Source organism: Desulfosarcina sp. (genome assembly GCF_055467485.1).
In genome coordinates, this window is sequence record NZ_JBUOIV010000024.1 from 15,244 (window position 1) to 39,467 (window position 24,224).

Genomic DNA, 24,224 nt, shown 5'->3' on the forward strand with positions numbered 1-24,224 from the left:
AATCTCGGTGGTTTCAACCACGATACCAAAAAAAGGGGAGGGGCGGGTGAAAAAGGACCGGCCGGGTATACGCAAAAGGAGTTGGGCATTGGCCGTTATCGTTCTGGCAGCGGGCCTTTTTTTCTACCCGCCGCCCATGGTGCGGGCTGACGGTGAAAGCGGAGCGGCGCTCTACCGCATCCTTTCACAGGCGGCTGGCGGAAAAGCGGACACCTCCTTGCTTGAAAAGCTCAATGCCGGCTCCCGGCAGATGAACTGGGCTGAAGCTAAGGAAAAGGAATTTTCCGGCCATCTGCGCATCATCCGAACCCAAACCGGCGGCGACACCCTGGACCGGCAAGTGATCTATCTGCTGCGAGAGCTCACCGGATCCCTTTACATCCTGGGCGTTCCCGACGATCCCGATGCGCTGATGGAAGGTTCCGGCTCGCCCTATGCCGGTCTCGACGGAAAGGTCGAGCACAAACTGATCTTCCGTGCCAGGCTGATGCCAGGGAACATCGAAGGAGCGGACTACCATTTCGCCCGTTTAATCGAACCGCCCGTTCAGCCGGCCCTCGACAGGCTATTTAAATTATCCATCATCCTCATGCTGTTTTTCGTCATGGTCGGCATGGGGCTGACCCTGGCCGTCAACGATTTCACCCTGGTCTTCACAAAACCCCGCGGAATCATACTCGGCGGAATTCTCCAGTTCGGTTTCATGCCGTTCCTGGCCATGGTCATGGGGCACCTGCTCGGCTTTTACCAGCAGTACCCGTTCATTTTTGTCGGAATGATCCTGATCACGGCCATTCCCGGCGGTGTAACCTCCAACCTGATGACCTATTACGCCAAGGGAGACCTGGCCCTTTCCATATCCATGACATCCTTTTCGACCGTCCTGTCCATCGTCTTCACACCGCTGCTGCTGGCCCTCTATTGCGCCAACATGCCGGATGTGAACATTCCCGTGAACACCGTGATCCAGACGATCATGGTCCTGGTCATCATTCCCCTGGCGGTGGGCATGTCGGTCCGCGGCAAATGGCCCCGGTTCGCCAAGCGGGCAACGCCCTTTTTCTCAGCCCTGGGGATCATCGCCCTGCTGGTGCTGATGGCAGCAGGGGTGTTGAGCAATCTTCACGTGTTCAGGGATACGGCGAGATACGGCGTCAAATTCTACACGTCGGTGTTCGCATTGACCTTTCTGGGAATGATGTTCGGCATCCTGTTTTCCAAAATGATAGGTATCAGCAACTACCAGACCCGGGCCATATCCCTGGAGACCGGGCTGCGCAACAGCGCCCTGGCCATGACCATTGCGCTGTTGATTCAGGACAGTGTAGGGGATTTTTTCAGTTCGATGTTTGTCACCTCCGGGTTGTTCGGCCTGATCATGTATGTGGCCGGCGTTATCGCCATATTCTTTTACAAGGCGCTCCTGCCAGTGGAAAAGGCGCGACCGGATAAGGGTTCAAGCATCGAACGGGAAAGGATATAGACGATTATGCTCAGCGTCGGAATCGATGTCGGCTCCATCAGCGCCAAGGCGGCCGCGGTCAGAGACGGCGGTCTGCTCGGATCAAAGGTGATCCTGACCGGGTACAACGCCAAAAATGCCGGAAGGCTTGTCTTTGTCGACCTGCTGGCAGAGCTCGGGCTCGACATAGATGCGGTGGATCGGATCGTGGCCACCGGTTACGGTCGCAACAGCGTCGACTTTGCCGACAAGGCCGTGACCGAAATTACCTGCCATGCGGCCGGCGCCCATTTTCAGGACCCGGCCGTGCGCTGCGTCATCGACATCGGCGGCCAGGACAGCAAGGCTATCGCCATGGACATTACCGGCCGGGTGACTGACTTTGCCATGAACGACAAATGTGCCGCCGGTACGGGCCGCTTTCTCGAGGTGATGGCCCGGGCGTTGGAGGTGGACCTGGATGCCTTCGGGGGGATGTCGCTGAAAGCGGACCGGCCGGCCGCCATCAGCAGCCTGTGCACCGTCTTTGCCGAGTCCGAAGTGATCTCACTCATCGCCAGGGGTGAACGCCGGGAGAATATCATTGCCGGCATCCACGAATCCATCGGTTCCCGGGTGATCGCCATGGCCAGCCGGGTGGGCATCACCGAACCGGTAATGATGACCGGCGGTGTGGCCAAGAACATCGGCGTGGTCCGTGCCCTGGAAAAGAAATCCGGCAAACCCATCCGCGTGTCTGCCAATGCGCAGGTCAACGGTGCCATCGGTGCCGCCCTGATCGCTGCAGCTGTTGCCTGAGTATAAGCAATCCAGTTTATAAATCTGCAGATGGAGGCCTCTATCGGGCTTTATCGGATGACCAACCCGTCGGCGGCACAACAAGAAGGGCTGGCGTACCCGGAATTTTCCCACCTGAAGGTAGACTGTGCTGCCCTCTAAAAAATGCGTCGAATATATGCTGAAAGAGGGGGTGAACTGATTGTCCAAGCCTGATCAGGCGCCGGCATTTTTTAAGGGTTGCCAATCGGTTCGAAAAGTAGGACATGATGCAACGTGGTAGCGGGCCTTTGCGATCGCTACGGCGCCGATCATGGGAACACAAGGCTGAGGCTAACTGAAAAAACAACGATATCGGGAGTATAAGGAGTTCGTGGCCAATGGAAAAAACATGCAAAGGCTGGGAGATACTTAATGCGGCTGATTTTCGGGACATCAACCCCGGGGATCGCGTTCTGATGGGACCCGGACCCAGTGATGTGCCCGCACGAACCCTGCAAGCCATCGCCGCACCCTGCATCGGGCATCTCGACCCCTATTTTCTGGCGATTATGAACGAAACGCAGAATTTACTGCGCGCGCTGTTTCAGACCGACAACGAATTGACCATCCCCGTCTCCGGGACGGGTAGCGCGGGCATGGAGACCTGTTTCGTCAATCTGGTCGAACCGGGCGACGAGGTGGCGGTGTGCGTCAATGGTGTCTTCGGCACGCGCATGGCGGACATTGTCAACCGCATTGGCGGCAAATTGATCCGGATCGACGCCGAGTGGGGAACGGCCGTCGATCCCGATGCCGTGCAGGCGGCAATCAAAGGCAGAACGCCCAAGGTGATTGCCGTCGTGCATGCCGAAACCTCGACCGGCGTGTGCCAGCCGCTCGACGACCTGGCCCGCATCAGCCACGATGCCGGCGCGCTGTTTCTGGTGGATGCCGTGACATCGCTGGGCGGCATGCCGGTGCCCATCGACCCGTTGAAGGTCGATGCCGTTTACAGCGGCACGCAAAAATGCATTTCCGGTCCTCCGGGCCTTTCGCCGGTGACCTTCGGCCCGGCTGCGGTCAAGGCCATGGAACGGCGAAAGACCCCCGTGGTCAGCTGGTACCTGGATCTGAGCATGGTGCGGGACTACTGGGGTTCCGAAAGAAAATATCACCACACCGCCCCCATCAACATGATTTATGGATTGCGCGAAGCGCTGCGCCTGATCGCCGAAGAAGGGTTGGACCAGCGACACGCGCGGCACCGCCTCAATCATCGGGCGCTGGTCGCGGGTATCGAGGCCATGGGGCTCGCCATGCTCGTTCCGGAGGCGATCCGGCTGCCCATGCTCAATGCGGTGAGGATTCCGCAAGGGGTCGACGACCTCACCGTCCGCAAGGCGCTGCTAAACCACTACGGCATCGAGATCGGCGGCGGGTTGGGTCAGTTTGCCGGCAAGGTGTGGCGCATCGGCCTGATGGGTCAATCCTGCCGCCGCAAGAACGTATTCCTCCTGCTGGCAGCTCTTGAAACAGTGCTCAGCGCCCAGGGGTGCCGATTGCAACCGGGGGCGCTCAGGGCGGCCGCGGCCATCTACGACGAGGCGTGTTGACCGGCATCCGAATAACGTGGGTCCGGTAGGTCCGGTCTGCAACTCGGATTGAGGTTGCAGCCTTCGATCACCCGCAACCCATTTAGCATTTCTGACGAAAAAGAACCCGCGTCTCCAGGGTCGGGCTATCCGCCATGCCGCGGCAAGAGGGCGGACAGGCGGCCTGCGCGCCAGGTTCAGCGATTCGACCGGTTTATCCGTAAGGCGCGATTGACCGGGTCGGTGAAGGAGCAGGGCACGATGGCGGCACACTTGCCGCAGACATCGGCCAGCCCGTGGCGTTCGTGCAGGCGGGCATTTTCCATAAGCCGGTCGTAGCAGGCGTGGCGGCCAAACGGATCGGCTTCGAGGGCTTGGACCGGACAGCGCGTTTCGCATTTACGGCAGGAACCGTCGAACTTGAACAGGCAGCGTTCCCGGCCGGTTCTCGGCGTGGGCGCGATGACAGCGTCGGTGACCAGGCTTCCCAGTCGCCCGCAGCACCCCTTTTCCGTAATGAGCATGTGGTGGTGCCCGAAACTGCCGATGCCGGCGATATAGGCCACATGCTTGTGGGACCAGTCGCTCATCAGCTGCGCTTCGTCAAAATTGTGCGTGGCCGGCAACCGGGTGCCGCGAAAGCCCTCTTGCTCCAGAAGCCGGTTGACCCGTCGATTGATGGTGGCGATCAGGCGGTTGGTCTCGATATAGGCGACAGCCCAGGACTCGGAACTGAGCACACCCCGGTGGTTGGATCGGGGGATCGCCGGATCGAAGGACAGAAAATAGGCGATCACCGTACGTGCGCCGGGCAAAAGGTCGCCGGGCAATCCATGGGACGGGCGCACGGCTGTTTTCAGTTCGCCGAACAGCGGATCCCCGGCGTCGGCAAACCCCACCAGCGGTGTTTTCCAGGCGGATGCCGTATCCGCCTGCCGGCAGGCTCGTTCAACCGCCGTTTCAATGGTTTCGACGATCCGTCCTTGCATGATCATTCTCCTCGCGTCGGTTGCCAGGCCATCCACATGGATGATTATCCGTTGTCCTGATCTCCCCCCGACCCCACATGCCAGTTCGCCGCCTCTTCCCGCATGATTCGATCCATGATGGCCCGTCGGCTCTCCTCCACTTCATCCATAATCGCTTTTCTGGCGCCGGAAACGTCATGGGCCTGCAGGCGATCGATCAGCCGGGCATGGATTTCTTCGAGGCTTTTTCCCGCGTGGCGGATCACCATGAAGCGGGCCAACCGGTCGTGCAGGTTCCGCAGGGCCAGGGCCAACTCCTGGTTGCCGGATGCCTGGGCCAGCAGGTAGTGGAAGCGGGTGTTTTCATCGGTGTAACGGGTGTAGGCCCTGTCGTCGTCACCGGTGTAGCCGGCGTGAACCTTCTTGAGTGCGGCCAACTGGGCGTCGGTGATGGTCCCGGCGGCCCGCTCCACGGCGGCGGTTTCCAGAATCTCGCGCAGTTCCAGCATATCCCGCAGCGCTTTCAATGTAATCTGGGTGATAAAATATCCGGAGCGGGGCTTGATGGTGATCAACCCCTCCTGGTTGAGCATCTGCAATGCGTCGCGCACCGGGGTCACGCTGGTGCCGAAGCGGGCCTTGAGGTCGTCGACGGCCATCCGTTCGCCGGGTTTGCGGTGCCCTAAAATGATTTCGGTTCTCAATGTGGCATAAATCTGGTTTTTGGATGTGCGCGCTTTGGTTTTTTGAGGCATCGGGGGCTCCATGTTCAAGCGATTGCGTGTGACTTTCGATACAGTCCTTTATGATGAACTCATATGTCGCATTCCCGATGGATTCGTAAAAAGCCCGGGATCAAGGCTTGCGAGTCCTGAGGAATGTGGCGTACTGAGCGTACGCCGCAGTGACGAAGGATGAAGCGTAACGCAGATATCGGGCTTTATACGAATCCGTCCTTTTTAATATCAGTAACCGGCAAAGGTGCAACAATAAAATTGACTTTTAGATTTCCATTCAATAGTAATTGATGCAGTATAAACAATAATTGATATATCAAAAAGAGGTGAAGCATGATACCAACCCATGAAAACCGCATGACCAGTGCCCGTTATTCCCGCATGGGCCGCCAGGAATGTGACCGCATCCACATCGGCACCCTCGAGGTCCTGGAACGCACCGGCGTGGATGTCCACGACGAAAAAGCCCGGGAGATCCTGGTGGCCGGCGGTGCTGCGGTGGACGGGATCCGCATTCGCATTCCCGAAGCCATGGTGGCCCGTGCGCTGGCCTCGGCGCCGCGCCGCCTGACCCTGTATGACCGCCATAAAAAACCCGCCATCCGGGCCTGGGGATACAACACTTACTACGGCGGCGGTTCAGACTGCCTGACCGTGCTGGACCACCATACGGGCAAACGCCGGGCGCCGGTGATAACGGATGTCGTGGCCGCAGCCAAGGTGATGGACGCCCTTCCCGAAATCGACTTCGTCATGTCCCTGTTTCTGCCCAAGGACGTGGACCAGCGAATCTACGACCGCTATCAGATGGAGGTGATGCTCAACCACACCACCAAACCCATCGTGTTTGTATCGCCGGATTTTGAGGGCTGCGTGGCTGCTGTTGAGATGTGCGAGGCCGTAGCCGGCGGGCCCGACGCCTTCCGGCGTTATCCTTTTGCCACCTGTTACATCAACGTGACATCCGGGCTCGTGGCCAACCAGGAGGCGCTGCAGAAGTGCATCTACCTGGCCGAAAAAGGACTGCCCCAGTTGTGGATCCCCTTGAATGCCGGCGGGGTCAACGCACCGGCCACCATCGCCGGATGCATGGCCTCCATGAACGCGGGCATCCTCTTGGGGGTGGTGCTCTCGCAGCTGGTACGCGAAGGTGCGCCCATCGCCGTACCGGGCTGGAATGGCGGCCCCTACAACCTGAAAACCATGGTGGGCAATTACGTGCTGGCCGACGAACAGGGCGTGCCCACCAGCATGGGAAAATATTACGACCTGCCCGTTTTCGGCCTGGGCGGATCGACCGATGCCAAGGTGCTGGACCACCAGGCCGGCATGGAATGCACCATCAGCCTGACCACCGCCCTGCTTCACGGGGCCAACATCGTTCACGACGTGGGGTTCATGGACTCGGGTCTTCAGGGCTCGCTTCAGCTGCAGGTGATGGCCAACGAGACCATTGGCTTCTTGCGCGCCGCCACCCGGGGTGTCGTCGTGGATGACGAGACCCTGGCCCTGGATGCCATCGACGAGGTGGGACCCACGGGCAGTTTTCTGCAGCATCCCCATACCATGCGCCACTACAGGGAGCCGTTTTACTCCAGGCTGTTCGACAAGGGGCCTTACTCCCTGTGGGAGAAAAACGGCCGGTTGACCCTTGAAGACAAGGCCGCCAGGGAGGTGGACCGCATTTTGGAGACGCACACCATCCAGCCGCTGGACGAATCGATCCAAGAGAAGATCAAATCCATCGTGAAGCGGGAACAGGCGTGGATCGACGGAAAAAAGGGATAAATTATTTGAAATAATTTCTCAAAATTTATTTCTTATTGGTATTAAGACCGATGTTTCAAAAGGAAGTCAGGAGTCAGGAGTCAGAATCCAGAATAAGGAAGTCGCCTTCGGCTCCGTTCAATTTAAAATACGCTGGAGCGTAGCGACAACAACCACATTCTGAATTCTGACTCCTGGATTTTTGTTATTCCCATCTCAAAAATTTTGACAGGGTTTAGATGTTCTGCAAGGAGGATAGCCCATGTCCGACGACACGCATTTTTTTCTCAGGCAACCCTGGATCTATGACAAGAAAGCAACCCGGCCGATCCGCGACGATGCCGCCAACGGTTTCGAAACCCGCTGCCTGCATGCCGGATTCAACCCCATGCAGAACCAGAACGACTTCAGGTCCTTCGTGCCGCCGCTGGTGCAATCCATCACCTTTCCCTACGAGCGGTTCGACAAAATTCCCTGTCCGGTGTACGGCCGCACCCGCACCCCTACCAACACGGTGCTGGAGGAGCGTATCGCCTCCCTGGAAGGGGGCGATGCCTGCCTGACGGCGGCTTCCGGATCCCAGGCCCTGTTCAACCTGATCTTCACGATCGCCCGGCCCGGCGACAACGTGGTCACCTCTCTGAACGTCTTCGGTGAAGGGTACAAGCAGGCGGCGACGATATTTCCTGAACGCTGCAACGTTCAGTTCAGGTTTGTCGAGGACCCGGCCGATGCGGCCAGCTGGAACCGTCAGATCGACCAGCGGACCAAGCTGGTGTGGGTGGAGACCCCCAGCAACCCCTGCCTGTTCGTTACCGACATTCAGGCCGTGGCCGACGTGGCCCATGCCAAAGGTGTGCCGTTGATGGTCGACAACACCACGGCCACCGCCGCGCTTCAGCGGCCCATGGATATGGGGGCGGATATGGTGATGCTCTCCATCTCCAAATTCATGGCCGGCAACGCCACCATTCTCGGCGGTGCCCTGGTGGGGCCCGAGCCGTTGGTGGAAGACATCCGCTGGAACACCACCGAGTTCGTGGGGGCCATCATGCAGCCCATGGAGGCCTGGATGACCCTCCAGTACATCGAGACGCTCTCCATGCGCATGCAACGCCACAGCGCCAATGCGCTTGCCGTGGCCCGCTACCTGCACGCCCACCCCAAGGTGGAGCGGGTCAACTACCCGGGCCTGGATGACCACCCCCAGCACGCCCTGGCCTGTCGGCAGATGTCCGGCCACGGCGGCCTGCTCTCCTTCGTGGCGCCCGGCGGCATGCAAGGGGCCGCCACGGTGATGAACAGCTTCAACCTGGTGGTGCACGCCGTGACCTTCGGCACCAGCCGCTCCATCTGCATGCACCCGCCCACCATCACACACGAGCACATGACTCCCGACGAGCGCAGAGCCGCCGGCATCGACGACGGGCTGATCCGCTTTTCCGTGGGTTTGGAAAACCCGGAGGACATCATCGCCGACTTGGAACAGGCCCTGGCCAAGGTGTAAAATTTTTCCTGTGCTGCTTTTGGGAAGTTCCTGAAAAAGGACACTCTTTTTAGATGGTGCTGGTCGACTTGATCAGTTTTTTGAGCTTATCCAAGAGGTCATGTTTTTCCTCCTGGCTAAATCCATTTAGAATCATTTCAATGGATGCGTTTTTTTCGCATTCGATCATCTTCAGGGCGTCTGTGCCTTTGCGGGTAATGGCTAACAGGGTGACTCGTTCATCTTGGGGATCTCGTGTCCGCAGGATGAACCCATCCTTTTCGAGTCTCTTGGAAAGACCTGTCATGTTGGCCCCGGGCACCAGCATGATTCTGCTGACAGCACTGGTTTTATTCCGGCCGTTTTCAGACGCATCGAGGACCCGCAGAATATTGTATTGGGGGAAGGAGAGGCCGTGTTTTTTGAAAATGGACGAATGCGCTCGCTTGAAATTTTCTGCAGCCCTGACGATTGCCATCATCACCTTTTCATCAAAGGTCAGGTCACTGACATAGTTTGTCTTGGTCTTTTCGTTCATGATTATCAGCAGGGTATATGAATGGTCACAACTAATTGCGCGACGATAGTAAAATGACGGTCAATGGTCAATAGATAAATAATCAATAAATAGATAGTATGCTTATTGACTAAATTATCCAGCCTTAGTATACATCGACCATCCCCCCTCCCCACACAGCCTGGAGGTAATTCCAGTGAGCGATCAAGGGACTCACATCGTCAAAACCACTACCTGGTCGCCCGGCCCCGGATGCCACGGCGGCTGCGGTGTGCTGGCCCACATCAAGGACGGGAAACTGGTAAAGATCGAGGGCGACCCCGACCACCCCATGAACCAGGGACGCCTGTGCGCCCGGGCCCTGGCCATGACTCAATATGTCCACCACTCGGACCGGTTGCGGTATCCGGTCAAACGTGCCGGCAAGCGCGGTGAAGGCAAGTGGCAGCGCATCACCTGGGCCGAGGCCTTTGACCTGATTGAAGAGAGGATGAATACCATCCGGGAGGAGCACGGGCCGGAGAGCATGGTGTTCAATGTGGGCACCGGCAGGGATATTTATGCCTGGGTCTGCATGCTGGCCTATGCCTACGGCAGTCCCAACGTCATGTTCGGGCTTAGCGGCCAGGCCTGTTACGGGCCCCGCCTGTCCGCCGTTTGCACCGTCCAGGGTGATTTTGCCGTTTTCGACGCCGCCCAGTGGTTCCCGGACCGGTACAAGGATCCGCGCTACACGCCCCCGGCGTGCATGATCATCTGGGGCTACAACATCCACGCCACCTGCCCGGACAACCAGTTCGGCCACTGGATCGTCGATCTGATGAAAAACGGCACCCAGATCATCTGCATCGATCCCCGACTGTCCTGGTTCGCCTCCCGGTCAAAGCACCACCTGAGATTGAGACCCGGAACCGATTCCGCCCTGGTCATGGGATTTCTCAACGTCATCATCAACCAGGATCTTCACGACAAACCGTTCCTTGAGCGGTGGACCAACGCGGCCCACCTGATCCGGGAGGACACCGGCAAGCTGCTCAGGGAAGACGACCTGGCCGGCACGGGTTCCCATGGCAATTTTGCGGCATGGGATACGATAAACGCCAGGCCGGTCATCTGGGAGTCGGCCGATGCCGCCTACCGGGACAGCCAGGCCAGCCCGGCCCTGTCCGGCCAATGGGACGTCGTGCTGGCCAGCGGAGATACCGTCCGGTGCCACACGGCCTGGGATGCATTCCGCCGGGAGGTGGATACCTATCCCCCGGACCGGGTCGAAGCCATCACCGGGGTGCCGGCCAAGGATATCCGGGCGGCGGCAGAGCTTTACGCCAAAAGCAAACCGGCTTCCATCCACTGGGGCGTTGCCGTTGACATGACCCCCGCACTCACCCCCTTGGTGACCGGGATTACGGCCCTGTGGGCCCTGACCGGAAACCTGGACGTCCCCGGCGGCAACGTATTCGCCAAGTTTGCCTTCGATGTGGTCTCCTACGCTTTGCCGGGCACCACCGGACCCATCGGCCTCAAGACCAAGGCGCAGGACAAACCCCGCATCGGTGCCGACCGGTTCATGCCCCTGAACAAGTTCTACTGGCGCTGCCAGACCGATGTGACCCTGGATCAGATTTTTACTGAAAAGCCCTACCCCATCAAAGGGATGTGGATCCAGACTGCCGGCATCATGCAGGGGCTGGGCATGGACCCCAAACGCTGGAAAAAAGCCCTGGAGAAACTGGATTTCGTGGTGGCCGTCGACCTGTTTCACACGCCGACCACCCAGTATGCGGATGTGGTGCTTCCGGCGGGGACCTTTCTTGAAAAAGACAGCTTCAGGAGTTGGTGGGTGCCGCTGCAGACCATCAACAAGGCCATGACCGTGGACGAATGCCTGCCGGATATGGAAATCAATTTTGAACTGGCCAAACGGTTTGATCCCGAGTACAAATATGAGACGCTCTACGATCTGTACGATGACATTCTCAAGCCCTCGGGGATGACCTTCAAGCAGCTCCAGGCAAAGGGATGGGCCTATCCGCCCGAGGGCAGCGCGAGCTGCCCCTACCGGCGTCATGAAAAGGGGCTGCTCCGGCCCGACAAGAAACCGGGCTTCCGGACCCAGACCGGCCTTTTCGAACTCTATTCCACCCTCCGGGAGGAGTGGGACCTGGAGCCGATTCCCCACCACGAAGAGCCACCCTTCACACCGGTCAGCCGGCCTGACCTGGCCAAAGACTATCCCCTGATCTTATCCACGGGAAGGCGGTCGCCGGCATTCTTCCATTCGGAGCATCGCAATATCCCCTGGTTGCGGGAGATCGATCCTGATCCGCTGGTGGAGATCCATCCGGAAACCGCAGCCAGTCACGGCATCGGCAACGGCGAGTGGCTGTGGATCGAAAACTGGATGGGCCGTGCCCGGTACAAGGCCAAACTGACGCCCGTGGTTCCGGAATGGATGATCATGGCCACCCACGGCTGGTGGTTTCCGGAAAAGGAGGCGGCGGAACCCAGCCTGTACGGGGTGTGGGAATCCAACATCAACCAGCTGATCCCCATGAACCACCACGGGAAGGACGGTCAGGGCGCCCCCATCAAACACTCCATGTGCAGGATCTACAAATGCAGTCCCGGGGAGGTGAACCATGGCTAAAAAGCATGCATTCGGCCTCCTGATCGACTATGAATACTGCACCGGCTGCCATACCTGCCAGGTCGCCTGTGCCCAGGAACACGGCTGGCCGGCGGGAATGGGGGGCATCCGGGTCAACGAGATCGTCCAGAAACTGCCCAAGGGAAAGTACTACCTCACCTACCTTCCCTTTCCCACGGAGCTGTGCATCCTGTGCCAACCCCGCACCAAACAGGGACTTGAACCTGCCTGCGTGAAGCATTGCATGGCCGGATGCATGCAATACGGCCCCGTGGAAGAACTGGCCAAAGAGATGACCAAAAAAGCGCGGACGGTGCTGTGGGTGCCGAGATGATCAACCACTACTATAATTGATTTGTGCCGGTCAGGGAAATAATCCTTGAAATCAAAAACCGATTCCGAACCTAGCAAGATCGTCGATATAGAAGTTACCCAGGCTCACGGGACCCGGGCCGTGGTGCCGGTCGTGATCGTAGAGGGATTGAGCCTGTAATTTCTCAATTGACTTAAAACAGAGTCGTGGTAGCATAAATACTTTGTTTCTTGCCATCCAGTTCATGGTCCCAGCTTGTCTTTATCACATCTTTCAACGGGGAGGTTCAGCATGAAAACGTTTGCCTGGTTTTGCGTCGCTCTGACAATGGCCCTGGTCCTGATCACCGCACCCGCCCAGGCGGCCAAGGAGATCAAGGTCGGCATCGTCGACTGCTACAGCGGTCCGCCGGCAACTTACACCAACGATGTCCGGGATGCCTTCAAGCTGGAGGTCGACAAGATCAATGCCGCCGGCGGCGTTCTGGACCACAAGCTCGTCTTCACCACCCGGGACAGCAAGTTCAAGGTCGATATCGGCCTGTCGGCCGCCAAGGAACTGATCTATCGGGAGAATGTGGATATTCTGATGGGGACGATCAACAGCGCCCTGGCCCTGGCTATTTCCGATCTGGCCGCAAAAGAGAAGATCCCCTTTTTCGCGACTTTTTCCAAGAGCGCCAAAATCACGGGCGAGAAGGGGCACCGCTATGTCTTCTCGGTTACCGAGAATACCGCACTGGCCGGCAAGGCCGGCGCCGTTGGGCTGGCCAAGCGGCCCTATAAGAAGTACTGGATCGCCGGCGACGATTACGAGTACGGCCATGCCGTGGCCGACGGCGTGTGGGACAACCTCAAGCAGCTGCGCCCAGATGTGGAACTGCTGGGCCAATCCTGGTGGAAAGTCGGCGAGCCCGATTTTACCCCTTATATCACGGCGATCCTGTCGGCCAAGCCTGACGCGGTGATCATTGCCACGGGCGGGCGCGACTGTGTGCCCTTTCTCAAGGCGGCCAAGGCCACCGGCTTCAACGAGCGCATGCCCTTTTTCATGCACACGGCCACCGAGCTGTCCACCCTGAAACCTCTGGGCCTGGACGGACCGGAAGGGGTCATCGGCACATCCAACTACTTTTTCTACTACCCCGAAACTGAGGCCAACCGGCAGTTTGTCGCCGAGTTCAAACAGGCTTACAACCGTGAACCGGCGGTGGGCGCCATGTACGGGATGATAGCCGCCAAACTGATCTCCCAAGCCTACCTCAAAGCCGGCAAGGCCAAGACCGAGGCGTTCATCGACGCAGTCGAAGGACTGACCGTGGACAGCCCCGTCGGTCCGGTGACCATGCGCGCCTGCGACCACCAGGCCACGCTACCCATGTTCATGGGTGTGACCAAGAAGGTGGCCGGTTACGACTTTTTAATGGCGACGGATATCGTCACGATTCCCGGCGAGGAGGTGATGCCGAGTTGTGAGGAGATTGCCGAATCACGAAAATAGCCTGTTGATTGTGTTATCCAACCTATTACATTCAGCTCCCCCACACATGTTCATGTGCGGGAGCTGAGGATCCCGGGATAGCGATCGGTATGGAATTTTCCGCTACTGTCACCTTTTCGGCGCTGATGCAGCAGGTCCTTGTCGGCCTCAGCCGAACCACGATCCTCTTTATCGTGGCCTCCGGCCTGAGCCTGGTGCTCGGCGTGCTGAGGATCCCTAACGTGGCCCACGGATCCCTGTATATGACCGGTGCCTTCGTGACTTACACCGTGGCCACCTTGTTCGGCCAGAGTACCCTGGGTTTCTGGCTGGCCCTGGTCGTGGCCCCGCTGGTGGTCGCACTGTTGAGTTTCTTGGTGGAGCGGGCGGTGTTCTGTCACTTGTATGAACGCGAACACATGATGCTCCTTTTGTTCACCTTCGCTTTTTCGCTGGTGATCGGAGATCTGGTCAAGCTGGTCTGGGGCTCTGATTACCGCAGCCTGGTCGCTCCGGTGTTTTTGCAGGGATCATTTTCGATCTCCGGTTTTCCTTTCCCGCGCTACAATTTGTTTCTGCTGATCATCGGTCCTGTGGTGGCAGCTGGCCTGTGGTTTTTGACCAACAGGACCAAAATCGGAAAAATCGCACGCGCCGCCGCCGTCGACAGAGAGATGGTCGGTGCCATCGGTATCAATGTCAGTTGGGTGTTTGCCGCGGTTTTTGTTATCGGCTGCTACCTGGCGGGGCTGGGCGGCGCGTTGGTGGCGCCTACCCAGAATATCACCCAGGGAATGGATCACGCCATCATCATCGAGGCCTTTCTGATTGTCATCATCGGTGGGCTGGGCAATATCTGGGGGGCGCTGTTGGGGGCATTGATTTTCGGCCTTACCGATTCGATCGGGATTCTGTTGTGGCCGCAGTTTGCCATCGTCTTTCCGTATGTGGCGGTGGTCACCGTGCTGCTTTTTCGCCCGCAAGGGCTGCTCAAATCAACGTGGTAGGTAGAGGGTCCCTTGTTCAAAGCCCTGTTCGATGCGAAGACATTGATTTTATGCTCAGTCCTGCTGGCATTACTGCTGCTGATGCCCCAGTTCCTGCCGCGGTTTTACGTCTACCTGTTCGCAATGATGTTCGCGATCGCGCTTTTGGCGACCAGCCTCAACCTGGTGCTGGGCTTCGGCGGCATGTACCAGTTCCATCATGCGGTGTTCTATGGGTTTGGCGCCTATGCCTTTGCCCTTTTTGTCACCAAATCCGGCCTGCCCCTATGGATCGGCTATGCCATCGCCCCTTTGTGCTCCGCGGCACTCGGACTGCTGTTGGGATTGATCACCGTGCGCTTGAACCGGCTCTATTTCGGCATGCTGCAGATCTCACTCGGTTCCCTGGTGTGGGCCATCACCTATCGCTGGTATTCATTCACCGGCGGCGATGACGGTATCCACGGAATTCCCTTGCCGGACCTGGTCGGGTCGTCCACCGGAGCATACTATTTTAACCTGATCGTTGCCGCAACCTGCCTGCTATTGATGTATATGATCGTCAATTCGCCCTTCGGACGCATTTTTCAGGGAATCCGCGACAACCCCGAACGCTGCCAGGCTGTCGGGGTCAATGTTCAGAAACAGCAACTGACAGGCCTGACGATCGCCGCTTTTTTCGCGGGGGTGGCCGGTACGTTATTCGTGACCGTCGAAGGGTCTGTGTTTCCGGACCTGATGTTCTGGACACTTTCCCTGGAGATCCTGATCATGTGTCTGCTGGGTGGCTGGTTTATCTTTCTGGGCCCTGCGCTGGGTGCCGCCATCATCATCAGCCTGAGAACGTTTGCAGGCATTTACACGGAATACTGGACCCTGATTCTGGGGATTGTTTTGATGCTGCTCATTTTCTTCCTGCCCGAAGGCGTCCTGGGCCTGTTTCTCAAAAAAGCCGATCCTGCCGCAAAAAGGGAGGGGTAAATGCTGCATGTCGAATCCATAGTGAAATCCTTTGATGGATTCATGGCGGTCAACGGCGCCACGCTCAAGGTCGACAAGGGGGATGTGGTTGCTGTGATCGGGCCCAACGGCGCTGGCAAGACCACCTTGTTCAACCTGATCAGCGGCCAGTTGCCACCCACCGCCGGTAACATCTGGTTCAAGGATGAGAATATTGCCGGCCTGGCGCCCCACCGGGTTTGCCGCAAAGGTATCAGTCGGTCTTACCAGGTGGTCAATATCTTCCACCGCCTGACCGTGTTTGAGAATGTCCAGGTTGCCGTTCTCTCCCGCCGCAAAAAAACCTTCAATCTTTTCAAACCGGCCAAACTCATGGCGGTCGAAGAGACCCGGCAAATACTCGACAGCGTCGGCCTGCTCGACAAGGCTGAAATGACCAGCGGGGCCCTCTCCCACGGAGACCAGAAAGTGCTTGAAATTGCCATCGCCCTTGGCAACCGCCCCGAACTGCTGATTCTCGACGAACCCACCGCCGGTATGTCACCCGAAGAAACGGCGGTGACGCTGCGATTGATGAAACGGTTGTCCGGGGAGCTGGGCCTGACAATCCTTTTTTGCGAACACGACATGGGTATGGTGTTCTCCATTGCCAACCAGATCATGGTCATGCAGCACGGGGGAACGATCATCCAGGGTTCGCCTGAAGACGTGCGCAGCAATCAGCAGGTGCGCGAAGCCTATCTTGGAGGGGCAGACGAATGCTCCGTGTAGAAAACATACACACCTACTACCGGCTTAGCCACATTCTTTTCGGCGTTTCCCTCGAGGTCGGTCAAGGGGAAATCGTCTGCCTGCTTGGACGCAACGGCGCCGGCAAAAGCACGACCATGAAAAGTATCATGGGGTTGACACCCCCGAAAAAAGGGGTGATCGAATTCAAGGGCGTGGCTTGTACCGGCCAGAAACCGTATCTGATGGCCCGCATGGGCATCGGCTTTGTCCCCGACGACCGCCGGGTTTTCGCCGATCTCACCGTCGGTGAAAACCTTGAGATTTCCGAGCGGAACATTCAGGACGGTGGATGGAACAAAGACCGGGTTTATGATTTTTTTCCCGCGCTAAAGAGAATTGACGGCCGCCGGGCCGGATTTCTCAGCGGCGGTGAGCAGCAGATGCTGACCATTGCCAGGGCGCTGATGACCAACCCGGATTTTATCCTGCTCGACGAACCCACGGAAGGGCTGGCCCCCCTGATCGTGAACATGCTGGAAGAACAGATCGCCCGCCTCAAGGAAAGCGGGCTGACCGTTCTCCTGGCAGAGCAGAACCTCGAGGTGGCCCTGCGCCTCAGCGACCGTGGCTATGTGATCGACAACGGGGCCATCCAGTATCATGGTACCCGCGACGATCTGAGCAGCAACGACGCGGTGCGCAACAAGTACCTGTGCGTCTGATGATTGTGGCAAGGCCGGGCGAGAAAAGCATATACCGGTCATCCGTCGAGGAGCGGTAAGGCAGTCCACCCTCTTTTTCTGAAAATCGATGCCATGCGCGTAACCCTATTTGTGCAATGCCTGGTGGACAGCCTCTACCCCGAGGTGGGCGAGGCCATGGTGGCGCTGTTCGACCGGATCGGCCTGTCGGTGCGTGTGCCCGTCGACCAGACCTGCTGCGGCCAGCCGGCCTTCAATGCCGGTTATCGCCAGGCGGCCAGGGTGGCGGCCAGGCGATTCATTGAAATCTTCGAGGATGCCGAAGTGGTCGTTTGTCCTTCCGGATCATGCGTCAGCACGGTCAGGCACCATTATCCCGAACTTTTTGCGAGCGATGAAAAATGGTACGACCGGGCCGTGGGTGTCGGTCAACGAACATTCGAGCTGAGTCAATACCTGGTGGATGTCCTCGGCATCGATGACCTGGGTGCCCGATACGACGGCAAGGTGACCTACCATGAATCCTGCCACCTGTTAAGGGGGCTGGGTGTCTCCGAACAGCCGCGACGCCTGATACGAAACATCCGGCAGGCAGAACTGATCGAGATGAAAGATGCAGACAAATGCTGCGGTTTCGGCGGCACGTTTGCCGCTAAGTACCCGGACATATCCGTTGCCATGGTCGACGAGAAAATCAGTCATATTCTCGCCTCCGGTGCCGATACGGTCACCGGCTGCGACATCAGCTGCCTGATGAACATCCAGGGCAGGCTGAGCCGGATCGGGTCACCGGTGAAGACGATCCATCTGGCGCAGCTGCTGGCCGGATGACGATCGTTCCAATCCCGCAGGCTGCCATGAACGCCCGCCCGGCGGTGGTGTATCTTTCCTGGTCGATCAAAGGGGCCGATTGAAGCGATCTTCATACCAAGACAGGGCTCGAACAGCGATCAACGACCCGGTGCTGCAGCGGGCCCTGGCCAACCTTCAGCAGCGCCTCGGCCGGGGAGCGGCCGAGGGTTACCGCCGATTCCCGGAAGGCCCGGATCTGCGGCTCAAGGGCCATGCGATCAGGATGAAAGCCATCGACAACCTCGATATTCTGCTGGACGCACTGGCCGACAGGATCGAAAAAAACGGGGGCCATGTTCATTTTGCCCCTGACGGTGAAACTGCAGTAACGCAGTGCATCGACATCGCCCGCAGGCACGGCGTCTCCCTGGCGGTCAAGGGCAAGTCGATGCTCACCGAAGAGATCGGGCTCAACCCGGCGCTGGAGGCCGCCGGTATCGAAACGGTGGAAACCGACCTGGGAGAATACATCGTTCAGCTTGCCGGTGAGTCACCGTCACATATTATCGCCCCGGCCATTCACAAGACGCGGGAGGCCGTCGGCCGCCTGTTTGCCGATAAGCTCGGCATCCCGTATACGGACGATCCACCCACCTTGACCCTGGCAGCCAGGCATGCGCTGCGTGAAAAATTCCTCAGCGCAAACATGGGAATTTCGGGATGCAACCTGGCCTGCGCCGAAACCGGGCACATCACCACCGTTTCCAACGAAGGCAACATCCGCATGGCCACCACCCTGCCCAAGGTGCATGTGGCATTCATGGGCATGGAGCGAATCGTCGCCGACATCAGTGACCACGCTATTCTCTTCAGGCTCCTCTCCATGGGCGCGGCAGCCCAGAGCATGGCGGGTTACGTGAGCTATATCGGTGGACCCGCAGAAAAGGGGTGCACCGACGGTCCTGAGGCGTTCCATTTGATCATCGTCGACAACGGCCGCAGCCGAATCCTGGCGGATCCGGATTTCAGGGAAATGCTCTGCTGCATCCGTTGCGGTGCCTGTCTCAACATGTGCCCGGTATACGGGAAGATCGGCGGGCATGCTTATGGATCTGCGTATTCGGGACCGGTTGGGGCGGTGGTTAACCCGCTTCTCACCGGGATCAACCAGGCTGCTGATCTTTGCCTGGGCGAGTCGTTGTGCGGGGCCTGCATGCCGGCCTGCCCGGTCAATATCGATATTCCCCGCATGCTGCTTCTGCTGCGTGCCAAACTGGCCGAAGGGGACGCCTCCTGGGAGGTAACGGTCAACAGCCGTGCGGAACAGGCAGCCTTCACCCTGTGGTCCTATCTGATACGCAGCCGGTTTCTTTACGAGATGTTTCTCAAAGGCGCGTCCATCGGTCAGCAATTTCTGCCCGGTGGCCGGCATATGATCAGCCGTCTTCCCTTTGCCGGCATGGGCTGGACCCGCGATCGCGATCTGAAGCGGGTGGCCCCCCAGAGTTTCATTCAACGCTATCGTATCCAAAGCGCAGGCAGGAAAGAAAAATGAGATCGTCCGCGCGGGTTGAATTTATCCAACGTGTCAGAAATGCGCTCAAGCGCAGCGAGTCCGGTGAACGCTTACCGGATAAAATCATCCGAAACGAGCCGGATACCGATGATTGCCGGCTTCTTGAAAAAATTGCCGGTCGGGACATCCAATCCCGTCTGGCCCTGCTCGACAGGCTGATCGAAGCCGGCAAATTGGCGAACGTAAACGTCATGGTTGAAAAAGACGCGGCGTCGGCCGCCGCTTCGATCTCGAAGATCGCTGCCGAAAAATGCGCTGAATGGGGTGAGCAGAAGGTGGTGGTTGCCTGGGACCACCCGGTAGTAAACAGCCTCGCGCTTTCCAGTTTTATGGGGCCATTGGGCATACCGACCTATTTCGCTGATCCGGTACTCGGGACGGCCGACCGGCAGGAGACGTTTCGTAAACACGCTGAAAGGGCCCTTATCGGCATTACTGCGGCCGATTATTGTATCGCGGAAACGGCGACCCTGACCATGAAAACCCGCCCCGGGCAGCCTCGCAGTGTCTCCCTGCTGCCGTCCATCCATATCGCGGTAATTCGGATGGAACAGATCCTTTCGAACCTGACGGAGTTTTACACGCTGCTGAAGTGGAATCCCGCAGAGCAGGCTGAAGGCCTTACCCGCTGCATGACGGTTATCACCGGCCCCAGCAAAACGGCGGATATCGAAGCCACCCTCGTCCATGGGGCCCACGGGCCCCGGGAACTGATCATTGTTGTTCTGACCGGCTGATCTCCATCACCCATTCATTTCAACCCTCAGCCTACTCCGGCGACCTGCCGCCAATATCCTTCATGTTGAACAGCACATCGTTTTCCCAATAGGACTGTTCCAGTCTGGCCTGATGGGCTTTCAGGTCATCGCCCTGGCGGCTGGCCAGTTCGTGGACCAGATAGTTGATCAGGCAGGACATGGGGGTCGGGCTGCCCAAATAGGGGATGTGTTTGGAGGCGGCAATCAGGTGGCAGTCGGCAAATTGGAGCACCGGGCAGGTGGCGCTGTCGGCGATTACCACCAGGGTCTGCCCCAGGCGTTTGACCAGTTTGCCCAGGCGGATCAATTCGTTGGGGTAGCGGGAGGTGGCGATGATCACGGTGACACTGTCCACCGGGGCGATGGTCAGCCAGTCGATGGTGGTGCGGTCGCTGCCTTTCATGATTCGGATGTTGCCGCGCACCTTGGTCATGGACCAGCCCAGATAATAAGCCATGGTGTAGGAGAGCCGCGAGCCGATCACGTGAATCGGCACCCGTCGGTCCAATACGTCTACCACCGCTGCCATGGTGTCGACGTCGAGGGAATGGTAAAGCTGCTGGAGATTGTCGATCTCCTCGGCAACCGTCCGGCGGAACCGGACAGCGCCGGGTGCCTTCATGTCGGCGATATCCAACCGGTCCAGCAGGGTCAGTTCCGTGTCCACGAAATCCCTCAGCGCCTGCTGAAAATCGCTGTAACGGTCGTAGCCGATGCCGGAAACGAACCGGACCACGGTGGCCTCGCTCACCTCACAGGCCTCGGCCAGTTCCTTGGTGGTCATGAATACCGCTTTGCGCGGCTGGGATGTGATGTATTCTCCCAGAATACGCCCTTTAGGGGTAAGTCCCTCGATGCTCTCGGTAATTTTTTCGATCAGGGGGTGCAGTTTAGGTATGATCACAGAAGGCTCCACTCATAAAAGATTGAAAAACATTCAAAATAAATAAAAATTTCATTAACAACCATTAACAATTGGATCATCCTGCTCGCATATGACCCGTTTGGATACCAAACCACATCCAGGCGCGAAAGTGCAATATTAAATTTGCCAATATTCAGGATGGCATTTATTTGTTTGTTATTACGATATTTTTTTATTTGTTACAAGCCTGCCGGGGTTGGGTTCCGGATCGGCAACCCCAAAAAATTCTGAACGCCATTTTTTTGATTGACATCGATTGTTTCATATGAAAGATAAACATTCATCTGAATCCCCCAACTGACATTCAAATTTGGCATCGTGATTGTTTCGGTGACATAGGACCGAAGGCAAATCGCAGCGATCGGAACGACAGGAGCAACCCATGATCATCATCGGAGAACTGATCAACGCCAGCCGCAAGGCGATCAAGGCGGCCATCGAGGCGCAGGATGCGGCAGCCATTGCCCAGGTGGCCCGCGACCAGGCCGAGGCCGGCGCGGATTACATCGACGTCAATGCGGGCATCTTCGTGGGCCAGGAGCCCGCCTACCTCAAATGGCTGGTCGAGACCGTGCAGCAGGCCACCGACCGGCCCTGCGCCATCGACAGCCCGGACCCGTCGGCCATCGAGGCGGCCCTTTCCGCCCACCGGGGAACGCCCCTGATCAACTCCATCTCTCTGGAGAAGGAGCGCTATGACAAGCTCATGCCGGTGGTTGCCGGCACGGACATGAAGGTCATCGCCCTTTGCATGAGCGATGCGGGCATGCCCCAGACGGTGGACGACCGCATGAAGATCGCCGACACGCTGGTCAACGGGCTGGTCAAGAACGGCATCGCTGTGGAGAACATCTTCGTGGACCCGTTGGTGCAGCCGGTGTCGGTGGACAACACCTTCGGGACGGGCTTTATCAACGCCATCGAACGGATCGTGGCGGCATTTCCAGGGATCCACACGGCCTGCGGGCTGTCCAACATCTCTTACGGGCTGCCGGCCAGAAAGTTCATGAACCAGACCTTCATGACCATGGCGATCGCCAAGGGACTGGACGGAGCGATCATCAACCCGCTGGACCAGCGGATGATGGCCACGATCATCGCCGCCGAAGCCCTGGCCGGCCGGGACAACTTCTGCATGAACTACCTCAAGGCCTTTAGGGCCGGCATGTTCGAGGGGTGATTCATTTAAGGAACCGGGCCTGTTTCTTGGCGGGCCCGGTTCTTTGACCGCCCTGTTTGACACCCGCAACAACGCCTTCCTTTTTTCGCTACCGGAATTCCGTGTTCAAATCTACAAAAAATATGCTAAGATATCGTGTTGATTAACCATCTATAGCCGATACAATCATTTCATATAGAGGAAAGAACGAGCGATGAGTATTGATCCCAATAAAGTCATTTATTCAATGATGCGCGTGAGCAAGCTCTACAATAAAAAGCCGGTTATCAAGGATATCTCCCTTAGTTATTTCTATGGCGCCAAAATAGGCGTACTGGGCCTGAATGGCTCCGGGAAAAGCACCCTGCTGAAAATCATGGCCGGCGTGGACAAGGAGTTCAACGGTGAAACCATTCTGTCGAAGGGTTACACCATCGGCTATCTGGAGCAGGAACCGCTGGTAGACGAAACCAAGACTGTTCGCGAGATCGTCCAACAGGGTGTTCAGGAAACCGTCGACTTGATGGAAGCGTTCAACCGGATCAATGAACGCTTTGCCGAACCCATGTCCGATGACGAAATGGACAAACTGATCCAACGCCAGGGTGAGGTTCAGGAAAAGCTCGACACCCTGGACGCATGGGATCTGGATTCCCGGCTGGAGATGGCCATGGATGCCCTGCGATGCCCGCCCGGAGACACCCCGGTGAACGTCATCTCCGGTGGTGAGCGGCGCCGGGTGGCGCTGTGCCGCCTGCTGCTCAAAAAACCCGACATCCTGCTGCTGGACGAACCCACCAACCACCTGGACGCCGAATCCGTCGCCTGGCTGGAACAGCATCTCCAGCAGTACGCCGGCACCATTATCGCCGTCACCCACGACCGCTATTTTCTCGACAACGTGGCCGGATGGATCCTTGAACTGGACCGCGGCCATGGGATTCCCTGGAAAGGCAACTACAGCTCCTGGCTGGAGCAAAAGCAGAATCGCCTGGCCAACGAAGAGAAGTCGGAAAGCGAACGCCAGAAGACACTCAAACGTGAACTGGAGTGGATCCGCATGGCACCCAAGGGCCGGCGGGCCAAATCCAAGGCACGTATCACCTCCTATGAAAAATTGCTGGAGCAGGCCAACGAAGGTTTTGCCAAAGACCTGGAAATCTATATTCCGCCCGGTCCCCGCCTTGGCAACATGGCCATCCAGGCCAAAGGTGTGTCCAAAGCCTACGGGGACAAACTGCTGATGGACAACATGGACTTTACCCTGCCACCAGGCGGCATCGTTGGAGTAATCGGCCCCAACGGTGCGGGCAAGACCACCCTTTTCCGCATGATCACCGGTCAGGACCAACCGGACAGTGGTTCGATCGTAGTCGGCGAAACGGTCCGCCTGGCATACGTGGACCAGAGCCGCGATGTGCTGGACCCCCAAAAAAATATCTGGGAGATGATCTCTGGCGGCCAGGATACCATTGAACTGGGCGATCACATGGTCAACTCCCGGGCGTACGTGGCCCGCTTTAACTTTTCCGGTTCCGATCAACAGAAAAAAGTGGGGATGCTGTCAGGTGGTGAACGCAACCGGGTTCACCTGGCGCGCATGCTGAAATCCGGTGCCAACGTGCTGCTGCTGGACGAGCCCACCAATGACCTGGATGTCAACACCATGCGGGCGCTGGAAGAGGCCCTGGAAAATTTCGGTGGCTGTGCCGTTGTCATCAGCCACGATCGCTGGTTTCTCGACCGCATCGCCACCCACATTCTGGCCTTCGAGGGTGACAGCAAGGTGGTCTGGTTCGAAGGCAACTATTCCGACTACGAGCAAGACCGGAAAAAAAGGTTGGGTGCAGCCGCGGATCAACCCCACCGCATCAAGTACCGGCAGTTGACCCGGTGATCAGTGATTGC

At 58.0% G+C, this 24,224-nt stretch carries 21 protein-coding genes; 17 read left to right on the top strand and 4 right to left on the bottom strand.

Features of this window, described 5'->3' with window-relative positions; translation table 11 throughout:
- The first annotated feature begins 88 nt into the window (after positions 1 to 88).
- The 3 genes from ACZCED_RS12860 to ACZCED_RS12870 all read left to right on the top strand — a co-directional run bounded on the left by ACZCED_RS12860 (position 89) and on the right by ACZCED_RS12870 (position 3,834).
- Complete coding sequence (locus ACZCED_RS12860) at positions 89 to 1,483, top strand: bile acid:sodium symporter family protein (RefSeq protein WP_464860944.1); 1,395 nt, start codon at positions 89 to 91, stop codon at positions 1,481 to 1,483.
- Positions 1,484 to 1,489: 6 nt separating this feature from the next.
- Complete coding sequence (locus ACZCED_RS12865; protein ID WP_462971186.1) at positions 1,490 to 2,260, top strand: acyl-CoA dehydratase activase; 771 nt, start codon at positions 1,490 to 1,492, stop codon at positions 2,258 to 2,260.
- Between the two features lie 359 nt (positions 2,261 to 2,619).
- Entirely contained in the window at positions 2,620 to 3,834 is a 1,215-nt protein-coding gene (locus tag ACZCED_RS12870) for a pyridoxal-phosphate-dependent aminotransferase family protein (RefSeq protein WP_464860945.1), read from the top strand.
- Positions 3,835 to 4,010: 176 nt separating this feature from the next.
- On the opposite strand, the gene ACZCED_RS12875 is transcribed toward ACZCED_RS12870, so the two are convergent.
- A complete protein-coding gene (locus tag ACZCED_RS12875) occupies positions 4,011 to 4,802 on the bottom strand; it encodes a 4Fe-4S binding protein (RefSeq protein WP_462971184.1) in 792 nt (263 codons plus the stop codon).
- Between the two features lie 44 nt (positions 4,803 to 4,846).
- A complete protein-coding gene (locus ACZCED_RS12880) occupies positions 4,847 to 5,536 on the bottom strand; it encodes a GntR family transcriptional regulator (RefSeq protein WP_462971183.1) in 690 nt (229 codons plus the stop codon).
- 315 nt (positions 5,537 to 5,851) lie between these two features.
- Here ACZCED_RS12880 and ACZCED_RS12885 point away from each other — a divergent pair, with 315 nt between their 5' ends.
- Together ACZCED_RS12885 and ACZCED_RS12890 are read left to right on the top strand one after the other, a co-directional pair.
- Complete coding sequence (locus ACZCED_RS12885) at positions 5,852 to 7,306, top strand: trimethylamine methyltransferase family protein (RefSeq protein ID WP_464860946.1); 1,455 nt, start codon at positions 5,852 to 5,854, stop codon at positions 7,304 to 7,306.
- A gap of 241 nt (positions 7,307 to 7,547) precedes the next feature.
- Complete coding sequence (locus ACZCED_RS12890) at positions 7,548 to 8,792, top strand: trans-sulfuration enzyme family protein (RefSeq protein ID WP_462971181.1); 1,245 nt, start codon at positions 7,548 to 7,550, stop codon at positions 8,790 to 8,792.
- A gap of 49 nt (positions 8,793 to 8,841) precedes the next feature.
- Here the strand turns inward: ACZCED_RS12890 and ACZCED_RS12895 are convergent, their stop codons facing one another.
- Positions 8,842 to 9,309 carry a MarR family winged helix-turn-helix transcriptional regulator gene (locus tag ACZCED_RS12895; protein WP_462971180.1) on the bottom strand — a complete coding sequence of 156 codons (468 nt, stop codon included), beginning with the start codon at positions 9,307 to 9,309 and terminating at the stop codon, positions 8,842 to 8,844.
- 175 nt (positions 9,310 to 9,484) lie between these two features.
- Here ACZCED_RS12895 and ACZCED_RS12900 point away from each other — a divergent pair, with 175 nt between their 5' ends.
- The 10 genes from ACZCED_RS12900 (at position 9,485) to ACZCED_RS12945 (ending at position 20,211) form a co-directional block, all read left to right on the top strand.
- Positions 9,485 to 11,935 carry a molybdopterin-containing oxidoreductase family protein gene (locus tag ACZCED_RS12900; RefSeq protein ID WP_464860947.1) on the top strand — a complete coding sequence of 817 codons (2,451 nt, stop codon included), beginning with the start codon at positions 9,485 to 9,487 and terminating at the stop codon, positions 11,933 to 11,935.
- On the top strand, positions 11,928 to 12,269 hold the full coding sequence (locus tag ACZCED_RS12905; RefSeq protein WP_462971095.1) for a 4Fe-4S dicluster domain-containing protein: 342 nt from the start codon (positions 11,928 to 11,930) through the stop codon (positions 12,267 to 12,269). The genes ACZCED_RS12900 and ACZCED_RS12905 overlap by 8 nt, the downstream gene beginning before the upstream one ends.
- Positions 12,270 to 12,539: 270 nt before the next feature.
- The gene (locus ACZCED_RS12910; protein ID WP_462971094.1) at positions 12,540 to 13,748 is read left to right on the top strand and encodes an ABC transporter substrate-binding protein; all 1,209 of its coding nucleotides are present in this window, start codon (positions 12,540 to 12,542) and stop codon (positions 13,746 to 13,748) included.
- A gap of 89 nt (positions 13,749 to 13,837) precedes the next feature.
- A complete protein-coding gene (locus tag ACZCED_RS12915) occupies positions 13,838 to 14,734 on the top strand; it encodes a branched-chain amino acid ABC transporter permease (RefSeq protein ID WP_462971093.1) in 897 nt (298 codons plus the stop codon).
- A 12-nt stretch (positions 14,735 to 14,746) separates the two neighbouring features.
- Positions 14,747 to 15,694 (top strand): branched-chain amino acid ABC transporter permease, encoded by a 948-nt coding sequence (locus ACZCED_RS12920; protein WP_462971092.1) that lies wholly within the window; start codon positions 14,747 to 14,749, stop codon positions 15,692 to 15,694.
- A complete protein-coding gene (locus tag ACZCED_RS12925) occupies positions 15,695 to 16,444 on the top strand; it encodes an ABC transporter ATP-binding protein (protein WP_462971091.1) in 750 nt (249 codons plus the stop codon).
- On the top strand, positions 16,432 to 17,127 hold the full coding sequence (locus ACZCED_RS12930) for an ABC transporter ATP-binding protein (protein ID WP_462971090.1): 696 nt from the start codon (positions 16,432 to 16,434) through the stop codon (positions 17,125 to 17,127). The genes ACZCED_RS12925 and ACZCED_RS12930 overlap by 13 nt, the downstream gene beginning before the upstream one ends.
- 93 nt (positions 17,128 to 17,220) lie before the next feature.
- On the top strand, positions 17,221 to 17,937 hold the full coding sequence (locus ACZCED_RS12935; RefSeq protein ID WP_462971089.1) for a (Fe-S)-binding protein: 717 nt from the start codon (positions 17,221 to 17,223) through the stop codon (positions 17,935 to 17,937).
- Between the two features lie 79 nt (positions 17,938 to 18,016).
- Positions 18,017 to 19,453 carry a LutB/LldF family L-lactate oxidation iron-sulfur protein gene (locus ACZCED_RS12940; RefSeq protein ID WP_462971088.1) on the top strand — a complete coding sequence of 479 codons (1,437 nt, stop codon included), beginning with the start codon at positions 18,017 to 18,019 and terminating at the stop codon, positions 19,451 to 19,453.
- On the top strand, positions 19,450 to 20,211 hold the full coding sequence (locus ACZCED_RS12945; RefSeq protein ID WP_462971087.1) for a LutC/YkgG family protein: 762 nt from the start codon (positions 19,450 to 19,452) through the stop codon (positions 20,209 to 20,211). Before ACZCED_RS12940 ends, ACZCED_RS12945 begins: the two co-directional genes overlap by 4 nt.
- A gap of 31 nt (positions 20,212 to 20,242) precedes the next feature.
- Here the strand turns inward: ACZCED_RS12945 and ACZCED_RS12950 are convergent, their stop codons facing one another.
- Entirely contained in the window at positions 20,243 to 21,136 is an 894-nt protein-coding gene (locus tag ACZCED_RS12950; RefSeq protein ID WP_462971086.1) for a MurR/RpiR family transcriptional regulator, read from the bottom strand.
- Between the two features lie 403 nt (positions 21,137 to 21,539).
- Between ACZCED_RS12950 and ACZCED_RS12955 the strand changes: the two genes are divergently transcribed.
- Positions 21,540 to 22,337, top strand: coding sequence for a methyltetrahydrofolate cobalamin methyltransferase (locus tag ACZCED_RS12955; RefSeq protein WP_464860948.1), 798 nt, complete (start codon positions 21,540 to 21,542; stop codon positions 22,335 to 22,337).
- Positions 22,338 to 22,530: 193 nt separating this feature from the next.
- Positions 22,531 to 24,213 (top strand): energy-dependent translational throttle protein EttA, encoded by a 1,683-nt coding sequence (gene ettA, locus ACZCED_RS12960; protein WP_462969467.1) that lies wholly within the window; start codon positions 22,531 to 22,533, stop codon positions 24,211 to 24,213.
- Positions 24,214 to 24,224: the final 11 nt, after the last annotated feature.